A 17919-nucleotide genomic window follows, 5' to 3' on the forward strand; every position below is an offset into this window, starting at 1 on the left:
CTTCATGGCATGACGTCGCCGGAGTTCGGGCCCAGGGTCTGGCCGACGAACAGGTTGCCCCCCGGATCGCTGGCCAGCAGCACCGCGGTGGGCGCCACTTCATCGGCGAGGCCGAAACGCCCCAGGGGCAGTTCGGCGGCCTTGGCGGTTTTCCAGGCACTGCTGATGCCGGCCACCAGCGGCGTCTCGATCGGTCCCGGGGCGATGGCGTTGACCAGCACGTTGTCCTTGGCCACTTCCAAAGCCAGGGACTTGGTGAAGCCGATGACCCCGGCCTTGGCCGCGGCGTAGTGGGTCAGCTCGGCGCCGCCCTTGATCCCCAGCTGCGAGGCGACGTTGATGATCCGCCCCCAGCGCTGCACCAGCATGTGGGGCAAGGCCCGCTGGCTGGCGATGAAGACGCTGGTCAGATCGACGCGCAGCATGTCGTTCCACATCTCGATGGACAGGTCGACGCAACGGGCCTGGGTCAGCATGCCGGCGTTGTTGACCAGGATATCGATGCCGCCGAAATGCTCGACGCAGGCATCGACCCCGGCCTGGGCGCCTTCGACGCTGCCGACATCGGCCACGCATTCGACGACTTCGGCGCCCAGTTCGCGACAGGCTTGGGCGCTCTCGGCCAGGCGCGCGGGGTCGCGGTCGGCCAGCAGCAAGCGGGCACCGGCGACGGCATAAGCCCGAGCGATAGCGGCGCCGATGCCGCTGCCGGCACCGGTGATCACGGCGCGGCGGTTGTGCAGGTGTTGCATGTGCAGCACTCCTTAAAAAAGCTCAGCCCCTGGACGCCCCCGAAGGGGCGCGGCTGATTTGAGGACGTTGAAGGTTTGGCATTAGAGCGATGCGCAGCCTCGCAGGCTCGGCAGCGGCTACACCGTGGGTTCAATCCGGCCAGCGCACCGTCAGGCCGCCATCGATGACGATGCTCTGCCCGGTCAGGTAGCTGGACTCGTCGCTGGTGAGAAAACGCACCAGCGACGCCACTTCATCGGCTCGCCCGACGCGCCCCAGGGGAATCGCCCGGGCCGCCTTGGCCAGCCCTTCCGGGCCCAGGGAGTTCTGGCTGTCGAGGGACTGCGGAGTCTCGATCAGCCCCGGGATCACCGCGTTGCAGCGAATGCCCCTGGCCGCCAGTTCCACCGCCAGCGAGCGGCACAAGCCCGGCACCCCGGCCTTGGCTGCGGCGTAGTGGGCGTGGTCCTGCCAGCCGTAGACGCCGCCGGCAATCGACGAAATCGCCACCAGGGCACCGCCCTCGCCCATGTACCTCACCGCCGCGCGAAAGGTGCGCATGACCCCGGTCAGGTCGACATCGAGCATGGCGTTCCAGGCCTGGTCGGTCATGTCCAGCAGCGGCGCACGGCGCAGCAGGCCGGCATTGGCCACCGCGTAATCGAGACGACCAAAGTGCGACGCCGCCTGTTCCGCCAGGGCGTCCACCGAGGCGCTGTCGGTAACGTCCAGGGGCAGCATCAGGCATTGCCCGCCCGCCTCGGCCACGAGGTCGCGGGTGGTTTGCGGGTCATGGGGGTCGGCGGGGAAGTACCCGCCCACCACCGCCACGCCGCAGCGCGCATAGGCCACGGCCAGGGCCTGGCCGATGCCGCTGGCGGCACCGGTGATCAAGGCGACTTGTCGAGTCATGGATCAGTTTCCTTATTGAACGGTTTCAGGACGCACATGGCGCGCGGCGAACATCAGCGCACCGGAGAGAAAGCAAGGCAGCGCGCCGAAATACAGCGCCGAGGTCTGCCAGTCGCCACCGGCGGACAGCACCTGGGTCGCGCCGAAGCCCGCCACCACCGCACCGATCGGGCCCATGGCGTGGATGATCGCGCCGCCGGTGGCGCGGATGCTGGTGGGAAAACTCTCACTGATGAAAAACAGCGCCGCCGAATACGGGCCGATCAGGAAGAACAGGCCCAGGCTGTAGAGCCCCACCACCATCGGCAGGTTGCTCGGGCCGTAGAGCATCCCGGCGAACGACAGGCCGCCAAGCATCCAGCCCAGGCCGATGACGTTGCGCCGGCCGATCTTGTCGCCCATCCAGCCGTGGCTCAGGTAGCCGCAATAGCCCACCAGGTTGGACAGCACCAGGATGATCAGCGAGTTCTCGAAGGAGATGTGGTGCACGCTGACGATCACCGACGTGCCCAGCACGCTGAACACCTGGATCGCCGCCCAGTTGAGCAGGATCGCCGCGCCGATCACCAAAGTCGCGCGCCGCGCCGGGCCACGAAAGGCCGCGGCCAGCCCGGCCTTGCTGTGCTCGTCGTAGTCCACGCCGTAAGTCAGGGCCACCGCCTGGGCCTCGCTGACCGAGCCGCTTTTGCGCAACTGGCTGATGCGCTGGTGGATCTGGAACTGCGGGCTCTCCTTGAGCTTGCGCGCCATGACCGCGATGACGATGGCCGGGATCGCGGCAAAGATGAAGCAGCCCTGCCAGCCGATGATCGGCAGCAGCACCGCGGTCAACCCGGCGGCGATCAGCGCCCCCACCGGCCAGCCGCCCTGCACCAGGCTGTAGATGAAGCCCCGGCGCTTGGCCAGCTTCGGATCGTCGGACGCCGCGTACAGCTCACTGAGGTAGGTGGCGTTCACCGTTTCCTCGGCGTACCCCAGGCCGCCCAGGGAGCGGATCAGGATCAGCGGCGACTTGCCCCAGGCGCCGCCGATGGCGGTCAGCGCCGAACAGATGGCCGAGCCGCTGACGGTGAAAATGATGCCCATGCGCCGCCCCAGCTTGTCCACCAGCGGCCCGATGGCCAGGGCCACCACCGCGGTGCCCACCGCCACCCAGGTGGCGATCTCGGCCTGCTCGACCTCGCCCCAGCCGAAGTGCCGGCCGATCTCCGGTAGCAGGGTGCCAAACAGAATGAAGTCGTACACCGCGAAGACCCAGGCGAAGAAGGCGATCCAGGTGGCGAAGCGCACTTGGTCCGGGGTCAGCTGCTGGGGTTTCCACCCAGTCAGGTCGAGCTTGTTATAGATAGACATCAATCACGCCTCGATGAAGTGGCCGGGATCAGCGGTTGCGCGGGTGGCGGCGGATAAAGTCGTCGGCGATCTCGTCGAAGGTGACGAAACGCACGCCGGCGTGGCTCTGGATGTGTTCGATCAGGCGTTCGAGCATCAACAGCACTTGCGGGCGGCCGGAGACGTCGGGGTGGATGGTCATGGTGAACACCGCGTGTTCATGCTCGCGGTAGACCCAGTCGAACTGGTCGCGCCACATTTCTTCCAGGTGTCGCGGATTGACGAAGCCGTGGCTGTTGGGCGCTTTCTTGATGAACATCATCGGCGGCAGGTCGTCCAGGTACCAGTTGGCCGGGATCTCCACCAGGTCGGTTTCCTGGCCGCGCACCAGGGGTTTCATCCAGGTGTCGGGGTGCTGGCTGTAGTCGATCTTGGTCCAGCTGTCACCGACCCGCACGTAGTAGGGGTGGAAGTCGTTGTGCATCAGGCTGTGGTCGTACTTGATGCCCTTTTTCAGCAGCAGCTCGTTGGTCACCTTGCTGAATTCCCACCAGGGCGCGACGTAGCCGGTGGGGCGCTTGCCGGTGACTCGGGTGATCAGCTCGATGGACTTGTCGAGCACGATCTCCTCCTGTTCGGCGGTCATGGCGATGGGGTTCTCGTGGCTGTAGCCATGCACGCCGATCTCGTGGCCGGCATCAGCCACGGCCTTCATCTGCTCGGGAAAGGTTTCCATGGAGTGCCCGGGGATGAACCAGGTGGTGCGCAGGCCATAGCGCTCGAACAGCTTGAGCAGGCGCGGCGCGCCGACTTCCCCGGCGAACAGGCCCCGGGAGATGTCGTCCGGCGAATCCTCGCCGCCGTAGGAGCCGAGCCAGCCGGCCACCGCGTCCACATCGACACCAAATGCACAGAGAATTTCTTTAGCCATGAGCGGCCTCCAGTGATTGCTTGTTGTTGGAAAAAAATCGTCGGGGCCTAGCGCGGCAGCACCGCCTCCAGCGCCAGGGCCGTGTTCAGCAACTGCTGGTCATGGCCCTGGGGCAGGCTCAGCAGCAACCCGGTGGGCAGGCCCTGGGCATTGCGGCCGCTGGGCAGGGCCACCCCGGGCATGTCGAGGAAACTGCCGGGCATGGTCAGGCGCAGGGTTGCCAGGTTGGTCCGGGCAAAGAGTTCGTCGTCCTGCTCCAGGGGCGCCAGGGGCGGCGCCACATGGGCCACGCTGGGGGTGATCAGCACCGCGCCGTCCAGTTCGTCGTGCATTTGCTGCTGCAACTGGCGCCGCGCTTGGTACAGCCGCAACAGTTGGCTGGCCGGCATCTGCCGGGCGCTTTCCAGGCGCCGGCGCACCCGTGGGTCCAGTTGCTCGGCGTACTCGCTGTCGAGCAACGGCTGGTGCAGGGCGAAGGCTTCGGCGGCGCCGAGCCAGCCGTGTTCCTGGATCAGTTGCAGGGTGGCTTGCAGGCTGTGCAGCGGCCGTTGCTCCACCCGCGCCCCGGCCTGTTGCAGGCATTCGACCACCTGCAGCAGGTTGGCGCGCACCGCCGCTTGGGTGCGGCTGTCGTCGAGCACTGGCGAATCGACCCAGAAGCGCTGCCCGGCCAGGCTGCGCGGCAGCGGCAGTTGCCGTGGGTCGCCACCGCGCAGCAGAGCGTCGATCACCCAGGCATCGCGCACGCTGCGGGTCAGCGGCCCGAGGCTGTCGAGGCTGTGGGCCAGGGGAAACACCCCGTCGCGGTCATAGCGCCGGGATGTGGCGCGGTAGCCCACCAGGCCATTGAAGGCCGCGGGGATGCGGATCGAACCGGCGGTGTCGGTGCCCATGGCGATCGGCACGATACCGGCGGCCACCGCCACGGCGGAACCTGCCGAAGAGCCACCGGGAATCCGTGGCTGGGCATCGCTGTGGGGATTGATCGGGGTGCCGAAGTGCGGATTCAGGCCGAGCCCGGAGTAAGCGAATTCGCTGAGATTGGTCTTGCCCAGGCTGACCAGCCCGGCGCGGCACAACTGCCGCACGCTGGGCGCATCGACGCCGGCCGGCGCTGCATCGCGCCGCACCTGGGCGGCGGCGGTGGTGATGCTGCCGGCGAGGTCGAACAGATCCTTCCAGGCCAGGGGCACGCCATCCAGCAGGCTCAGCGGCTGGCCGTCACGCCACCGGGCGGCAGCCGCCTCGGCCTCGCGCCGGGCCCGGGCCGGGCACAGGGAAATGAACACATGGGGCGTCGCCTCGGCCAACGCCAGGGCCTGCTCCAGGACCTGGACCGGATCGGTGCGGCCCTGGGCGAAGGCTTGGGCCATCGCCGTGGCGTCGCTCAACGAATCTGGATGCATGGTTCACTCCGCAAATCGATAAAATGTACTAATTATTAAAATGTACATTTTATTCAGAGCAGATTCCGTGCCAGCTCAAGAGCCCGCGCACCTCGTCACCCGTTCCGAAAACTTGGAAATGGCCCTGGAATATCGAGGCAGAGTGGGTTGCAGAGACAGGCCGCTGAGCCACCGACGGAGAAAAGCCTCGCGTCTGCTCATGCCAATGAAATAATGTATCTTTTATTAAAAAGTACATTTTGGTGCAGAAAGGTAACAACCCGGCCATGAAGGCCCCAGGACGGGGCAGGCAAACGTGGCACTCAGTGACACTCGGCAACTGTGAGAGAATCCCCGGCCATCGCCGCCCAGCCCCCTAGAGGAACCGATGAAAGCAGTGTCAGCAGAGGACCCGCGCACCGCATCGCGCTACGCCATGATCCGTCAGGTATTGCGCGACGCCATCCTCCAGGGCACCGCCCTGCAGGGCCTGGTGCTGCTGGAAGCGCCGCTGGCTGAACTGTTCGGCACCAGCCGGGTGCCGGTGCGCAAGGCCCTCGACCTGTTGCACGGCGAAGGCCTGATCAGCCGTTTTGATGGCCGCGGCTACCTGATCAACCCCCAGGGCCTGGAGATCGAACCGCTGCGCCTGCCCCTGAGCCATGCGCACCTGGGACTGGCCAGCGATGAAGAACTGGTGGACACCCGCCCCCTGGGAGAACGGATCTACGAGGAACTGAGCGGCGCCCTCTCCACCTGCATCGCCTTTGGCCACTTCCGCCTCGACGAACAGGCTGCCGCCGAGCACTACGGCGTCAGCCGCGCGGTGGTCCGCGAGGCGCTGATGCGCCTGCGCGATCGCGGCCTGGTGGAAAAGGAGCCCTACTCTCAATGGCTGGCCGGGCCGCTGACCGCTCGCGAAGTCACCGAAGACTACGAACTGCGCGCCTGCCTGGAACCCGAGGCCCTGCGCCAGAGCGCCCCGGGCCTGGCGCGCGAGCACCTGGAACAGATGCTGGAACGGGTGACCCAGGCGCAACAGGCCGAGCATTGCGACCTGGAGGTGCTGGAGCGCCTGGAAGAAGACCTGCACCAGCACTGCCTGAGCGGCTTGCACAACCGCAAGATGGCAGCGCTGATCCGCCAGGCCCAGAGCCCGATGATCATCAACCGGATTTTCTACCGCCTGCTGGGCATCGGTGCCGACCCGGCGATGCTCGCCGAGCACCGACTGATTCTCGAACTGTTGCTGCACGGTGCCTTCGACGCCGCCGCCCTGAACCTCAGGGAACACCTGCAACGCACCCGCCAGCGCATGCTGCAACGCCTCAAAGTGCTGGCGGTGCTCCCGGAACCGCAACTCCCGGGCTTCCTCAGCAAAATCAGCTGAGCCCGGGCGCCGCTGCCGAGCCCGCGAGGCTGCGCAAAGGTCCGCTGGACCTTGCTTGGCGATCGCCCGCCAAACCTTGAGCGGCCTTCAGAAACCCGCGTCCCTGCGGGCCGTTCGCAGCCTGCGGCAGCGGCTACAGTGCGTTGCGCCGCACCAGGCTGAGATCGGGCGCGCCAGTACGCCGCTGGCTCAGGTAGCGGGTGCAACTGACCCGCAGGAAGGAGGCGAAGTTCACCACTTCGCCGCGGTAGTCCATGACCTCTTCATACAGCTTGGCGATCAGCTGGTTGGTGGTCATGCCGTCGGCTTCGGCGATCTCGCTGAGGATGTCCCAGAACTGGTTTTCCAGGCGCAAGGTGGTGACCACGCCACAGATGCGCAGCGAACGGGAGCGGGACTCGTAGAGAATCGGGTCGGCCTTGACGTACAGCTCGCACATGGCGTGGTCCTCGCTTACAGGGTGATTTTGGTGCCCAGCAAGCCCAGGAAACCGGCCAGCCAGCTGGGGTGCGCCGGCCAGGCCGGGGCGGTGGCCAGATTGCCCTGGACGTGGCCTTCGGTCACAGGGATATCGATGTAGGTGCCGCCGGCCAACCGAACTTCCGGGGCACAGGCCGGGTAGGCGCTGCACTCGCGGCCTTCAAGGATGCCCGCCGCGGCCAGCAGTTGCGCACCGTGGCACACCGCGGCGATCGGCTTGCCGGCCTGGTCGAACTCCTGGACCAGTTGCAGCACCTTGGCGTTCAGCCGCAGGTATTCCGGAGCGCGTCCGCCGGGGATCAGCAGCGCGTCGTAATCAGCGGAGTTGACCTGGGCGAAGTCGAAGTTGAGGGCAAACAGGTGCCCCGGCTTCTCGCTGTAGGTCTGGTCGCCCTCGAAGTCGTGGATCGCCGTGCGCACGGTCTGCCCGGCGCGCTTGTCCGGGCACACGGCGTGCACCGTGTGACCGACCATCAGCAGCGCCTGAAACGGCACCATCACTTCGTAGTCTTCGACGTAATCGCCAACCAGCATGAGGATCTTTTTCGCGGCCATGGAGTGGACTCCTTTCAGGGAAAGACGTGGGCGGAAGAAGTACTCAAGGTAGTCCCATTACGCCAGCCCGGGTAATAGCCTGGTACTACAGCGGCAAGCTGTAAGCGGCAAGTGGCTGGCTTGCGGCTTGAGGCTTGTCGCTTGTCACTTACAACTGCTGGTCTGCCTTGAGCAGGGTTTCCAGGCAGTGCTCGCTGATCTGGTAGAAAGCCTTGAGTTCTTCGATCCTGGCCAGCAGCGGGGTCGGGTCAACCGGTTCGGCACGCTTGACCGCCAGGATCATCTTGTTCTTGTTGGTGTGTTCCAGGGAGATGAACTCGAAGACCTTGGTTTCATAACCGCAGGCTTCGAGGAACAAGGCCCGCAGGCTGTCGGTGACCATCTCTGCCTGCTGCCCCAGGTGCAGGCCGTATTGCAGCATCGGCTTGAGCAGCGCCGGGCTCTGGATCTGCTGGCGGATCTGCTTGTGGCAGCACGGCGAGCACATGATGATCGCCGCGCCGGAGCGGATGCCGGTGTGGATCGCGTAGTCGGTGGCGATGTCGCAGGCATGCAGGGCGATCATCACTTCCAGCTGGCTGGGGGCCACGCTGCGCACGTCACCGCACTTGAACACCAGGCCCGGGTGCGCAAGGCGCTGCGCGGCGGCGTTGCACAGGGTCACCATGTCCTCGCGCAATTCGACGCCGGTCACCTCGCCCTCGACCTTGAGGGTGTTGCGCAGGTAGTCGTGGATGGCGAAGGTCAGGTAGCCCTTGCCGGAACCGAAGTCCGCCACCCGTACCGGCTGATCGAGCTTGATCGGCGAACTGCTCAGGGCGTGGCTGAAGACTTCGATGAACTTGTTGATCTGCTTCCACTTGCGCGACATCGCCGGAATCAGCTCGTGCTGCTTGTTGGTCACCCCCAGGTCGGCGAGGAACGGCCGGCTGAGATCGAGGAACCGGTTCTTCTCACGGTTGTGCTCGGCCGACGGCACATCGCGCTGGGTTTGCGGCTTGCCCTTGAACAGCGAGCTCTTGCCCTTCTTGCTGTATTCCAGCTGCACTTCATCGGTCAGGGTCAGCAGGTGGGCGTTCTTGAACGCGGCCGGCAGCAGCTCGGCGATGGCGGCGCTGCCTTCGTCCAGGGTGAAGTTCTTGGTGATGTCGCGGGTCTTGTAGCGATAGACGAAGGACAGGCACGGCTGCTCCTTGACCGTCAGCTGCTTGATGATCAGGCGTTGCAGGTCCGCTTCCGGGCCCACGTGCTTGGCCAGTACCAGCTTGATAAAGGCGTTCTGCGCAAGGCTGGTGTCGAGCAATTGCAGGAACTGGGCGTGATGATCCGGCGCGGAGCGGGCGGAAGGAGCAGTAACGGACATGGGGGCAGGTGCCTCGGGCGATGCGGGGTGTGAATCAGGGAGTGGCGGGTATTTTAGGGAGCAAATCCCGTCGGGGCACGGAGTTATTCACCCGACGGTAAAAATTCGTCGCCCCAGGGCAGTGCAAGGCTCTGGGGCCATGGGCCGGCAAGCCGGCCCCCAAGGGGGCTCAGTTGAGCACCACCAGGCGGTTGGGCAATTCGTTGCGCACCTGGGTCAGGGGCACATGGGCCTTGAGCAGTTCGCCGCTGGCCTCAATGCAGTCGAGGAAGCCCTGCAGGGTCTGGCCCTGCCGGACCTGCTGGGTAAAGTTGCGCACGATGCCGTTCCACTGCTTGTTATCCAGACGCTTGGAAATGCCCTCGTCCACGAGGATTTCCACGTAGCGCTCGGCTTCGCTGACAAAGATCAGCACCCCGGTGCCGCCCACGGTGTGGTGCAGGTTCTGTTCGAGGAACTGGCGCCGGGCCAGGTTGGAGGCCCGCCAGTGGCGTACCGAGCGCGGGATCAGCCGGGTGGTGATCCGCGGCAGGCGAAACACCAGGCACAGCACGATGAAGGTCGCCCATTGCGCCAGTAGCAATAGGTGCATGTTCAGCCAGCCGGTGGCGTAGTGCACCAGCCCCGGCACCACCAGCGCCAGCAGGCTGGCCCAGAGCAGCGGGATATAGGCGTAGTCGTCGGCCCGAGCGGCCAGCACTGTCACCAGTTCGGCGTCGGTCTGCTGCTCCACCCGGGCAATGGCTTCGGCCACTTGCCGTTGTTCGTATTCACTGAGTAATGCCATGTCGTTGGATTTCCGCTTTTTATTTTGAGTTACCAGCCGCCGGAGGAACCGCCGCCGCCAAAACTGCCGCCGCCACCGCTGAAGCCGCCACCGCCGGACCCACCACCAAAACCGCCACCGCCGAAACCACCCCCACCACCGCCACGACCGCTGGTGGTGGTGATGAAACCGAGCGCCTGCGCCACCATCACCACCAGGATGAACAGCAGCACCATGAAGAGGAACAGCCACGGGTGACGCTGGACAAAATCGTCCTGGGGACTGCTCTCGCCGCCGCTGTCGTAGGCCGTGGCCGGCTCGTCCAGCGGCGTGCCGCCGAGCACCAGGAGCATGGCCGAAACCCCGTCGCTGATGCCCTTGCTGAACTGCCCGGTCTTGAACGCCGGGGTGATCACCTGGTTGATGATCACCGAGGCCTGGGCGTCGGTCAGGCGCTCCTCCAGGCCGTAGCCCACTTCGATGCGCAGCTTGCGCTCGTCCCGAGCGACGATCAGCAGCGCGCCGTTGTTCTTGTCCTTCTGGCCGATGCCCCAGTGGCGCCCCAACTGGTAGCCGTAGTCCTCGATGCTGGCGCCTTGCAGGTCCGGCAGGGTCACCACCACCAACTGTTCGCTGGTGGCCTGTTCGTGGGCTTGCAGTTGCCGAGTCAGCTGGGCGCGGACGCTCGGCTCGATCATCTGCGCGTCGTCCACCACCCGCCCGGTCAGGGCCGGGAACCTGAGTTCGGCCTGGGCCGAGACCGCGAAGACCCAGAGCAACAGCACCAGGCCGATTTTATAGAGTCGCATCAGCACCTCATCCTTAATGTTTGTCCGCGTGTACTACCAACTGCCAGACGCCCCGCCACCGCCAAAACTGCCACCGCCGCCCCTGAAACTGTCCGAATCCGAGCTGGAACTGGAGCTGGAGCTGCTGGAGTCGAACCAGTCGAATGAACCGCTGCTCGCACTGCTGTCGCGCTCGGCCCTGGGCTCACGCCTGGACGAGTCATCGCCGGTGTCCCGCCGCCCGGCGCTTGCCGCTTCACCGTCGTCGCGCGTGTAGAGCAAGAGCCCGACCAGCGGCACGCCGACGAACACAGAGAAAAACACCAGCTTGAACCACCACAGCCATTCGATCTGCTGGTACCAGCTCTGCACCACCCAGCGATGCTCCAGCATCCGCGTGCTGTTGGGCTCCAGCAGACGCACGATGGAGGTGGTGCCGGTAATGATCCCGGAGGAGTACAGCTCATCCTTGAAGTACGGAATGATCGAGTCGTTGATGATCAGGTGCGCCCAGATATCGTCGATCCGCCCTTCCAGCCCGTAGCCCACCTCGATCCGCACCTGGCGCTCGTCCTTGGCCACCAGCAGCAGGACACCGTTGTTCCTGTCCTTGCGGCCGATGCCCCAGTGCCGGCCCAGTTGCAGGCCGAACTCCTCGATGCTGTAGCCGCCCAGGCTCGGCACCGTGACCACCACCACCTGGTCGCTGGTGCTTTGTTCAAGCCGTTCGAGCATCTGCGTCAGGTAGACCTGCGCCGAAGGCGTCAGCAACTGGGCGGTGTCCACCACACGCCCGGTCAACGGGGGGAACAGGCTTGCAATCGGTGCCGCTGTCGCCGTGGCCGGTGCAGGCCCGACCTGGACAGAGGGCTGCGTCGCACGCAACGGCACCCCATCCATGGGTGTTGAACCTGAGGGTTGCGCCAGTACGACGCCACTCACCAGCCCCAGCCACAGGAGCGCGCCTCGTAGCACGCGCTGCCCGAGGGCCATCAGAATTTCACTTGCGGCGCTTTGTCGGCGTCAGGGCTGGTGGCTTCGAAGGATTCACGCACCGGCAGGTCGCTGTACATCAGGCTGTGCCACAGGCGGCCGGGGAAGGTGCGGATCTCGGTGTTGTACTTCTGCACCGCCAGGATGAAGTCGCGACGGGCCACGGCGATGCGGTTCTCGGTGCCTTCAAGCTGGGATTGCAGGGCCAGGAAGTTCTGGTTGGCCTTGAGATCCGGGTAGCGCTCGGACACCACCATCAGGCGGCTCAGGGCTCCGCTCAACTGGTCCTGGGCCTGCTGGAACTGCTTGAGCTTTTCCGGGTTGTCCAGGGTCTTGGCGTCCACCTGGATCGAGGTGGCCTTGGCCCGCGCCTCGATCACCGCGGTCAGGGTTTCTTCCTCGTGCTTGGCGTAGCCCTTGACGGTTTCCACCAGGTTGGGGATCAGGTCGGCGCGGCGCTGGTACTGGTTCTGCACCTGGCCCCAGTCGGCCTTGACCTGCTCGTCCAGGGTCGGAATGTTGTTGATGCCACAGCCGCTGAGCAGGCTGGTGAGCAGCAACAGGGCAGCGACAGGCCAGCTCGAACGCAGGCTTTGAGTGATGTTCATGGGTGGGGCTCCTTGCACAACCTGATTGAAATGAAGCTTTTGCCCGGTTTCACGCCTCCTGTGGGCAAAATCTGCCTGCGCCACTGGAATGCATCGGGCTGATGGGCTAAAAGATGCCCAGCGCGAAAAAGAGTTCAGAAATAAGGCGGTGTGAAAACGTCGCGAGTGAAGGCAAGACAAAGCAAAAACAGGCGAGGACGCGAAGTGTAGGAGCCTACATGAGCATTCCGATCGGACTCGCGCACGAGCCTGTTTTTAACGCCGTATTGCCGAACGCAGTGGTTTTCACACGGCCTGAAGTGTGCTGGATTTATCTGAACAACAATAGTCGCTCCCTAAATTTTGGCTGTTCGACGCGTCACTCATGCGTCGGTCTTGAGCCCTTGAGAACACTATTCATGAATAAGCTGTGTTTGCTGGGCCTGCTGGTCAGCCTGGCCAGTTACCCTGTGTTGGCCGAATCTGCCCCGGTCCCCCTGGAAAACAAAGACGCCTTTATCAACGACCTGCTCAAGCGCATGACCCTGGAAGAGAAGATCGGCCAGTTGCGCCTGATCAGCATCGGCCCGGAAATGCCCCGCGAGCTGATCCGCAAGGAAATCGCCGCGGGCAATATCGGCGGCACCTTCAACTCCATCACCCGCCCGGAAAACCGGCCGATGCAGGACGCGGCCATGCGCAGCCGGCTGAAGATCCCGATGTTCTTCGCCTATGACGTGATCCACGGCCACCGGACCATCTTCCCCATCAGCCTGGCCCTGGCGTCCAGCTGGGACATGGACGCCATCGGCCGCTCCGGGCGCATCGCCGCCAAGGAAGCCAGCGCCGACAGCCTGGACATCACCTTCGCGCCGATGGTGGACATCTCCCGCGATCCGCGCTGGGGCCGCACCTCCGAAGGCTTCGGCGAAGACACCTACCTGGTCTCGCGCATCGCCAAGGTCATGGTCAATGCCTACCAGGGCCAGAGCCCGGCCCTGCCGGACAGCATCATGGCCAGCGTCAAGCACTTCGCCCTGTACGGCGCGGTGGAGGGCGGTCGCGACTACAACATCGTCGACATGAGCCCGGTGAAGATGTACCAGGACTACCTGCCGCCCTACCGCGCAGCCATTGACGCCGGTGCCGGCGGGGTGATGGTGGCCCTGAACTCGATCAACGGCGTGCCGGCCACCTCCAACACCTGGCTGATGAACGACCTGTTGCGCAAGGAATGGGGCTTCAAGGGCCTGGCGGTGAGCGACCACGGCGCGATCATCGAGCTGATCCGCCATGGCGTGGCCAAGGACGGTCGCGAAGCGGCCAAGCTGGCGATCAAGGCCGGCATCGACATGAGCATGAACGACTCGCTGTACGGCAAGGAGCTGCCGGGGCTGCTCAAGTCCGGCGAGATCGAGCAGAAGGACATCGACAACGCCGTGCGTGAAGTACTGGCGGCCAAGTACGACATGGGCCTGTTCAAGGACCCTTACGTGCGCATCGGCAAGGCCGAGGACGACCCGGCCGACACCAACGCCGAAAGCCGTCTGCACCGCAGCGACGCCCGGGACATCGCCCGCCGCAGCCTGGTGCTGCTGAAGAACCACAACGACACCCTGCCGCTGAAGAAAACCGCGAAGATCGCCCTGGTCGGCCCGCTGGCCAAGGCGCCGATCGACATGATGGGCAGTTGGGCCGCCGCTGGCGTGCCGGCGCAGTCGGTGACGCTCTACGACGGCATGCGCAATGTCCTGGGCGACAAGGCCCAGCTGGTCTACGCCCGGGGCTCCAACATCACCGCCGACAAGAAGGTGGTGGACTACCTGAACTTCCTCAACTTCGATGCCCCGGAAGTGGTGGACGACCCGCGCCCGGCGCAGCAGATGATCGACGAAGCGGTCCAGGCGGCCAAACAGGCGGACGTGATCGTCGCCGCCGTGGGCGAATCGCGGGGCATGTCCCACGAGTCTTCGAGCCGTACCGACCTGCTGATTCCCGCCAGCCAGCGCGACCTGATCAAGGCGCTCAAGGCCACCGGCAAGCCGTTGGTGCTGGTGCTTATGAATGGCCGGCCACTGTCGCTGCTGGAAGAAAACCAGCAGGCCGACGCGATCCTGGAAACCTGGTTCAGCGGCACCGAAGGTGGCAACGCCATCGCCGACGTGCTGTTCGGCGACTACAACCCGTCGGGCAAGCTGCCGATCACCTTTCCCCGCACCGTGGGGCAGATCCCGACCTACTACAACCACCTGACCATTGGCCGGCCGTTCACCCCGGGCAAGCCGGGCAACTACACCTCGCAATACTTCGACGACACCACCGGCCCGCTGTTTCCGTTCGGCTATGGCCTGAGCTACACCAGCTTCAGCCTGTCGGACATGGCCCTGTCCTCCACCACGCTGAACAAGAGCGGCAAGCTCGACGCCAGCGTGACCGTGAAGAACACCGGCAAGCGTGACGGCGAAACCGTGGTGCAGCTGTATATCCAGGACGTGGCCGGGTCGATGATCCGCCCGATCAAGGAATTGAAGAACTTCCAGAAAGTCATGCTCAAGGCCGGTGAAGAGAAGTCCATTCACTTCACCATCACCGAGGACGACCTGAAGTTCTACAACGCCCAGCTCAAGTACGCCGCGGAACCGGGCGACTTCAATGTGCAGATCGGCCTGGACTCCCAGGACGTCAAGCAACAGAGCTTCGAACTGCTCTGACCCCTGACACCGGCCGGCGCATGACCTGCGCTGGCCGGCTGCCGCTGCAATCGCCACAACCCCCGCAACTCCTGTAGCCGCTGCCGAGCCTGCGAGGCTGCGCAAAGGCCCGCAGGGCCTTGCTTGGCGATCTTGAGATGTTGCGTCCCTTCGGCCGGTTCGCAGCCTGCGCCAGCGGCTACGGTCAGCCGCGCCGGTCCAGCAGGTTGACCACCAGACGGTCGACCCAGCCCCAGATCCGCTGCTTGATCCGCCGCCACAACGGCCGGTTGCGCCACTGCGCCAGGCTGATCTCTTCGCTCTGGGCGAAATCCGCCTCGAAACTGGCCGCCACCGCGCGGGTCAGCGACGGATCCAGGGCTTCGAGGTTGGCTTCCAGGTTGAAGCGCAGGTTCCAGTGATCGAAGTTGCACGAGCCGACGCTGACCCAGTCGTCCACCAGGGCCATCTTCAAATGCAGAAACCGCGGCTGGTATTCAAAGATCCGCACGCCGGCCTTGAGCAGGCGCGGGTAGTAACGGTGCCCGGCATAGCGCACCGCCGGGTGATCGGTGTTCGGCCCGGTCAGCAGCAGGCGCACGTCGATCCCTCGGGCCGCGGCCTTGCGCAATGAACGGCGCACCGACCAGGTGGGCAAGAAGTACGGCGTTGCCAGCCAGATGCGCCGCTGGCCGCTGTGCAGGGCGCGGATCAGAGAGTGCAGGATGTCGCGATGCTGGCGAGAGTCGGCATACGCCACCCGGCCCATGCCCTCCCCCGAGTCAGGAACGCGCGGCAGATGGGGCAGGCCGAAATCCACACTGGGCTTCCAGGCCCCCCGGTGCAGGTTGGCACTCCATTGCCGGTCAAACAGCCGCTGCCAGTCACGCACCGCAGGGCCGGCGATCTCCACCATCACTTCATGCCAGTCGCAGCTGTTGTGCTCGGGCTGCCAGAAATCATCGGTGACCCCGGTGCCTCCCACCATTGCCAGGGACTGGTCCACCAACAGCAGCTTGCGATGGTCGCGGTACAGGTTGAGCAGGCCCTGGCGCCATTTCAGGCGGTTGTAGAAGCGCAGTTCGACACCGGCAGTTGTCAGGCGCTGGCGCAGGGGCTGGGTAAAGGCCAGGCTGCCGTAGTCGTCGAACAGGCAACGCACCCGCACCCCGCGCTCGGCGGCCTGGACCAGAGCCTGAACCATGGCCTCGGCGCAGGCCCCGGCCTCCACCAGATACAGTTCCAGCTCCACCTGTTCTTGGGCGCGGACGATGGCCAGCAGCATGCGCGGAAAGAATTCGGGACCATCGATCAGCAACTCGAAGCGGTTGCCTTCACGCCAGGGGAACACCGCCGCGCGCATTTCAGCGCGCCGTGAAGATCAGCACCGCACCCACCGGCACCGAGAAACTGATGGCCGAAAGCCCCGCAAGCTTGCGCAGGCTGTCCAGCCCCGGGGCCAGGTTGAAGTCTTCGGCGTTGAGCACCAGGGGTTCCAGGGTCACCACCTGAAAGCGCCGGTCATCCAGGCGGGTGGCCAGCAGTTCGGCGTTGTAAGTGTGTTCCTGGCCGTGCAGGGTCACGGTGACCGGCAGCAACAGCTCGATCTGTGCACCGGGAGCCAGGTCGTTGATCGGGCGCAGGTTGATGTGTGCGGTGATCTGCGCCTCGGGAAACTGCTGCACCTGGAACAGTTCCTGGCGCATGCGTTCATCGCGCAGAGGAATGCCGCTGCTGACCGAGTCCATCTCGATCTGCACCAGCGCCTGGCCCTTGCCATCGACCTTGCCGTGCAGCACCAGGAAGCGCTGCACTTCGGAAATATTGGCGTTCTTGGTGGTGATGAAGGACACGCGGGATGACTCGTTGTCCAGGTACCAGTTGGCCTGGACCGGCAGCGCCAGTACCCCGAGCAGGCTGAGAAGTAGGCGGATCGGCGTACGCATGCAAGCTCCCTTGAACAGAAGGCGCCACCTTAACCGGCTGCCGTAAGGCTGGCAAACGCCGTGCTCGGGCGGCGCCCTGCGATAGAGTGGCAAGCCGCGGCTTTAGTTCAGGAACAAACCTGCAGCGCTCGCGCCGGACGGATCCGGGCCTTGCTCGGCGCCCCGCTGCCAGTCACGCCAAGCATGGATCACGACAGGAAGCGCATGGCGTTGCGCGCCTGCACCGCCCGGGAACGGCTCAGGCGAGGGTTTTCTGCAGCTGTTCGACGGTTTCGGCCAGCAATCGCAAATGACGACTGCGCACCTGCTCGACACAGGCCAAATCCATCGGCCAATGCAGGGCGATGCTGCCGATCACCCGGCCTTCGGCCTGCAACGGCAAGGCCACGGCGCGGATCAGAAAAGGCAGGCGCACCGGATACTCCCAGTGGCCTTCAGTGCGCTGGCCAAACCCCAGGTGCTGGGACTGGGCGCAAGCCTGTTGCTGATCTTCGACCGGTACTCGCTCGCGCTCGGCCAACCGCTGGACTTCAGCGCTGGCCAGGGCCCCCAGGCAGGCCTTGCCCATGGCCGAATGAAACAGGCTGGCATGCTGGCCGACAATCCGGCTGTTGATCGGGTAACGCTTGCGCAACACCGGGGGCACTGCGCTTTCCAGGACCTCCAGGTGCTCGCCGTCGAAACCCGACAAGTCGCTGACCAGCCCGGTGCGTGCACTCAATTCCAGCAGCCAGGGCACCGCCTGCTCCACCAGGCGGCGCTTGAACCGTTGTCGGCTGTCGCCGAACAGACTGCGCGCGCTCAAGCGATAGCGCCGGTCACTCAAGCCCCGGTAGATCCAGCCCTGCTCCTGCAAGGTCAGCAACATGCGCGACACCGTCGCCTTGGGCAGCCCGGTCAGGTAGTGCAACTCCTCCAGCCCCAGGGCCTGGTGCTGACCGAGTAACTCGACAATCCCCAGGGCCCGTTCCACGGAACGCACACTGCCGCTTTCGACCTTGCTGGCCATGGTCCGAACTCCCTGACTTGAGAATGGGTAAAGCCGTTACCCAGCAAGATGCGGGCCTCA

At 65.0% G+C, this 17919-nt stretch carries 17 protein-coding genes; 2 read left to right on the top strand and 15 right to left on the bottom strand.

From position 1 onward, the window contains the following. Positions 1-2 precede the first annotated feature (2 nt). From ACMGG8_RS27650 to ACMGG8_RS27670, 5 genes are all read right to left on the bottom strand, one after another. Positions 3-752: an SDR family NAD(P)-dependent oxidoreductase gene (locus tag ACMGG8_RS27650; protein WP_060837917.1), complete on the bottom strand. Its 750-nt coding sequence runs from the start codon at positions 750-752 to the stop codon at positions 3-5. A gap of 130 nt (positions 753-882) precedes the next feature. Further along, the gene (locus ACMGG8_RS27655; RefSeq protein ID WP_060837916.1) at positions 883-1644 is read right to left on the bottom strand and encodes an SDR family NAD(P)-dependent oxidoreductase; all 762 of its coding nucleotides are present in this window, start codon (positions 1642-1644) and stop codon (positions 883-885) included. Between the two features lie 12 nt (positions 1645-1656). Beyond that, positions 1657-2997, bottom strand: a complete 1341-nt coding sequence (locus tag ACMGG8_RS27660) for an MFS transporter (RefSeq protein ID WP_060837915.1) — start codon at positions 2995-2997, stop codon at positions 1657-1659. A gap of 28 nt (positions 2998-3025) precedes the next feature. Beyond that, complete coding sequence (locus ACMGG8_RS27665; RefSeq protein WP_060837914.1) at positions 3026-3907, bottom strand: polysaccharide deacetylase family protein; 882 nt, start codon at positions 3905-3907, stop codon at positions 3026-3028. A 47-nt stretch (positions 3908-3954) separates the two neighbouring features. Beyond that, positions 3955-5313 (bottom strand): amidase, encoded by a 1359-nt coding sequence (locus tag ACMGG8_RS27670; protein ID WP_414158794.1) that lies wholly within the window; start codon positions 5311-5313, stop codon positions 3955-3957. A 367-nt stretch (positions 5314-5680) separates the two neighbouring features. Here ACMGG8_RS27670 and ACMGG8_RS27675 point away from each other — a divergent pair, with 367 nt between their 5' ends. Beyond that, positions 5681-6682, top strand: a complete 1002-nt coding sequence (locus ACMGG8_RS27675) for a GntR family transcriptional regulator (protein WP_414158795.1) — start codon at positions 5681-5683, stop codon at positions 6680-6682. Between the two features lie 133 nt (positions 6683-6815). Here the strand turns inward: ACMGG8_RS27675 and ACMGG8_RS27680 are convergent, their stop codons facing one another. From ACMGG8_RS27680 to ACMGG8_RS27710, 7 genes are all read right to left on the bottom strand, one after another. After that, a complete protein-coding gene (locus ACMGG8_RS27680; protein ID WP_414158796.1) occupies positions 6816-7121 on the bottom strand; it encodes a ribbon-helix-helix domain-containing protein in 306 nt (101 codons plus the stop codon). Between the two features lie 14 nt (positions 7122-7135). Continuing rightward, a complete protein-coding gene (locus ACMGG8_RS27685; protein ID WP_060842682.1) occupies positions 7136-7717 on the bottom strand; it encodes a DJ-1/PfpI family protein in 582 nt (193 codons plus the stop codon). Positions 7718-7865: 148 nt separating this feature from the next. After that, positions 7866-9080, bottom strand: coding sequence for a class I SAM-dependent methyltransferase (locus tag ACMGG8_RS27690; protein ID WP_060842681.1), 1215 nt, complete (start codon positions 9078-9080; stop codon positions 7866-7868). 169 nt (positions 9081-9249) lie between these two features. After that, a complete protein-coding gene (locus ACMGG8_RS27695) occupies positions 9250-9867 on the bottom strand; it encodes a TPM domain-containing protein (RefSeq protein WP_060837908.1) in 618 nt (205 codons plus the stop codon). A gap of 29 nt (positions 9868-9896) precedes the next feature. Beyond that, positions 9897-10655 (bottom strand): TPM domain-containing protein, encoded by a 759-nt coding sequence (locus ACMGG8_RS27700; protein ID WP_414158797.1) that lies wholly within the window; start codon positions 10653-10655, stop codon positions 9897-9899. Between the two features lie 33 nt (positions 10656-10688). Next, positions 10689-11627: a TPM domain-containing protein gene (locus ACMGG8_RS27705; protein WP_414158798.1), complete on the bottom strand. Its 939-nt coding sequence runs from the start codon at positions 11625-11627 to the stop codon at positions 10689-10691. Further along, positions 11627-12235 (bottom strand): LemA family protein, encoded by a 609-nt coding sequence (locus tag ACMGG8_RS27710; RefSeq protein WP_016965469.1) that lies wholly within the window; start codon positions 12233-12235, stop codon positions 11627-11629. The genes ACMGG8_RS27705 and ACMGG8_RS27710 overlap by 1 nt, the downstream gene beginning before the upstream one ends. Before the next feature lie 398 nt (positions 12236-12633). Between ACMGG8_RS27710 and bglX the strand changes: the two genes are divergently transcribed. After that, the gene (gene bglX, locus ACMGG8_RS27715) at positions 12634-14925 is read left to right on the top strand and encodes a beta-glucosidase BglX (protein ID WP_414158799.1); all 2292 of its coding nucleotides are present in this window, start codon (positions 12634-12636) and stop codon (positions 14923-14925) included. A 184-nt stretch (positions 14926-15109) separates the two neighbouring features. On the opposite strand, the gene ACMGG8_RS27720 is transcribed toward bglX, so the two are convergent. The 3 genes from ACMGG8_RS27720 to ACMGG8_RS27730 all read right to left on the bottom strand — a co-directional run bounded on the left by ACMGG8_RS27720 (position 15110) and on the right by ACMGG8_RS27730 (position 17859). Next, a complete protein-coding gene (locus ACMGG8_RS27720; RefSeq protein WP_414158800.1) occupies positions 15110-16267 on the bottom strand; it encodes a phospholipase D-like domain-containing protein in 1158 nt (385 codons plus the stop codon). A gap of 1 nt (position 16268) precedes the next feature. Then, complete coding sequence (locus ACMGG8_RS27725) at positions 16269-16850, bottom strand: YceI family protein (protein ID WP_414158801.1); 582 nt, start codon at positions 16848-16850, stop codon at positions 16269-16271. A gap of 238 nt (positions 16851-17088) precedes the next feature. After that, positions 17089-17859, bottom strand: a complete 771-nt coding sequence (locus tag ACMGG8_RS27730) for an IclR family transcriptional regulator (protein WP_060837902.1) — start codon at positions 17857-17859, stop codon at positions 17089-17091. Positions 17860-17919: the final 60 nt, after the last annotated feature.

This window comes from Pseudomonas sp. BNK-45 (assembly GCF_047456255.1).
Lineage (GTDB): Bacteria > Pseudomonadota > Gammaproteobacteria > Pseudomonadales > Pseudomonadaceae > Aquipseudomonas.

What these genes read in the sequence shown, in the direction of transcription:
- ACMGG8_RS27650 (WP_060837917.1), bottom strand. Translation starts at nt 752, where the DNA reads ATGCAACACCTGCACAACCGCCGCGCCGTGATCACCGGTGCCGGCAGC.
- ACMGG8_RS27655 (WP_060837916.1), bottom strand. Translation starts at nt 1,644, where the DNA reads ATGACTCGACAAGTCGCCTTGATCACCGGTGCCGCCAGCGGCATCGGC.
- ACMGG8_RS27660 (WP_060837915.1), bottom strand. Translation starts at nt 2,997, where the DNA reads ATGTCTATCTATAACAAGCTCGACCTGACTGGGTGGAAACCCCAGCAG.
- ACMGG8_RS27665 (WP_060837914.1), bottom strand. Translation starts at nt 3,907, where the DNA reads ATGGCTAAAGAAATTCTCTGTGCATTTGGTGTCGATGTGGACGCGGTG.
- ACMGG8_RS27670 (WP_414158794.1), bottom strand. Translation starts at nt 5,313, where the DNA reads ATGCATCCAGATTCGTTGAGCGACGCCACGGCGATGGCCCAAGCCTTC.
- ACMGG8_RS27675 (WP_414158795.1), top strand. Translation starts at nt 5,681, where the DNA reads ATGAAAGCAGTGTCAGCAGAGGACCCGCGCACCGCATCGCGCTACGCC.
- ACMGG8_RS27680 (WP_414158796.1), bottom strand. Translation starts at nt 7,121, where the DNA reads ATGTGCGAGCTGTACGTCAAGGCCGACCCGATTCTCTACGAGTCCCGC.
- ACMGG8_RS27685 (WP_060842682.1), bottom strand. Translation starts at nt 7,717, where the DNA reads ATGGCCGCGAAAAAGATCCTCATGCTGGTTGGCGATTACGTCGAAGAC.
- ACMGG8_RS27690 (WP_060842681.1), bottom strand. Translation starts at nt 9,080, where the DNA reads ATGTCCGTTACTGCTCCTTCCGCCCGCTCCGCGCCGGATCATCACGCC.
- ACMGG8_RS27695 (WP_060837908.1), bottom strand. Translation starts at nt 9,867, where the DNA reads ATGGCATTACTCAGTGAATACGAACAACGGCAAGTGGCCGAAGCCATT.
- ACMGG8_RS27700 (WP_414158797.1), bottom strand. Translation starts at nt 10,655, where the DNA reads ATGCGACTCTATAAAATCGGCCTGGTGCTGTTGCTCTGGGTCTTCGCG.
- ACMGG8_RS27705 (WP_414158798.1), bottom strand. Translation starts at nt 11,627, where the DNA reads ATGGCCCTCGGGCAGCGCGTGCTACGAGGCGCGCTCCTGTGGCTGGGG.
- ACMGG8_RS27710 (WP_016965469.1), bottom strand. Translation starts at nt 12,235, where the DNA reads ATGAACATCACTCAAAGCCTGCGTTCGAGCTGGCCTGTCGCTGCCCTG.
- bglX (WP_414158799.1), top strand. Translation starts at nt 12,634, where the DNA reads ATGAATAAGCTGTGTTTGCTGGGCCTGCTGGTCAGCCTGGCCAGTTAC.
- ACMGG8_RS27720 (WP_414158800.1), bottom strand. Translation starts at nt 16,267, where the DNA reads ATGCGCGCGGCGGTGTTCCCCTGGCGTGAAGGCAACCGCTTCGAGTTG.
- ACMGG8_RS27725 (WP_414158801.1), bottom strand. Translation starts at nt 16,850, where the DNA reads ATGCGTACGCCGATCCGCCTACTTCTCAGCCTGCTCGGGGTACTGGCG.
- ACMGG8_RS27730 (WP_060837902.1), bottom strand. Translation starts at nt 17,859, where the DNA reads ATGGCCAGCAAGGTCGAAAGCGGCAGTGTGCGTTCCGTGGAACGGGCC.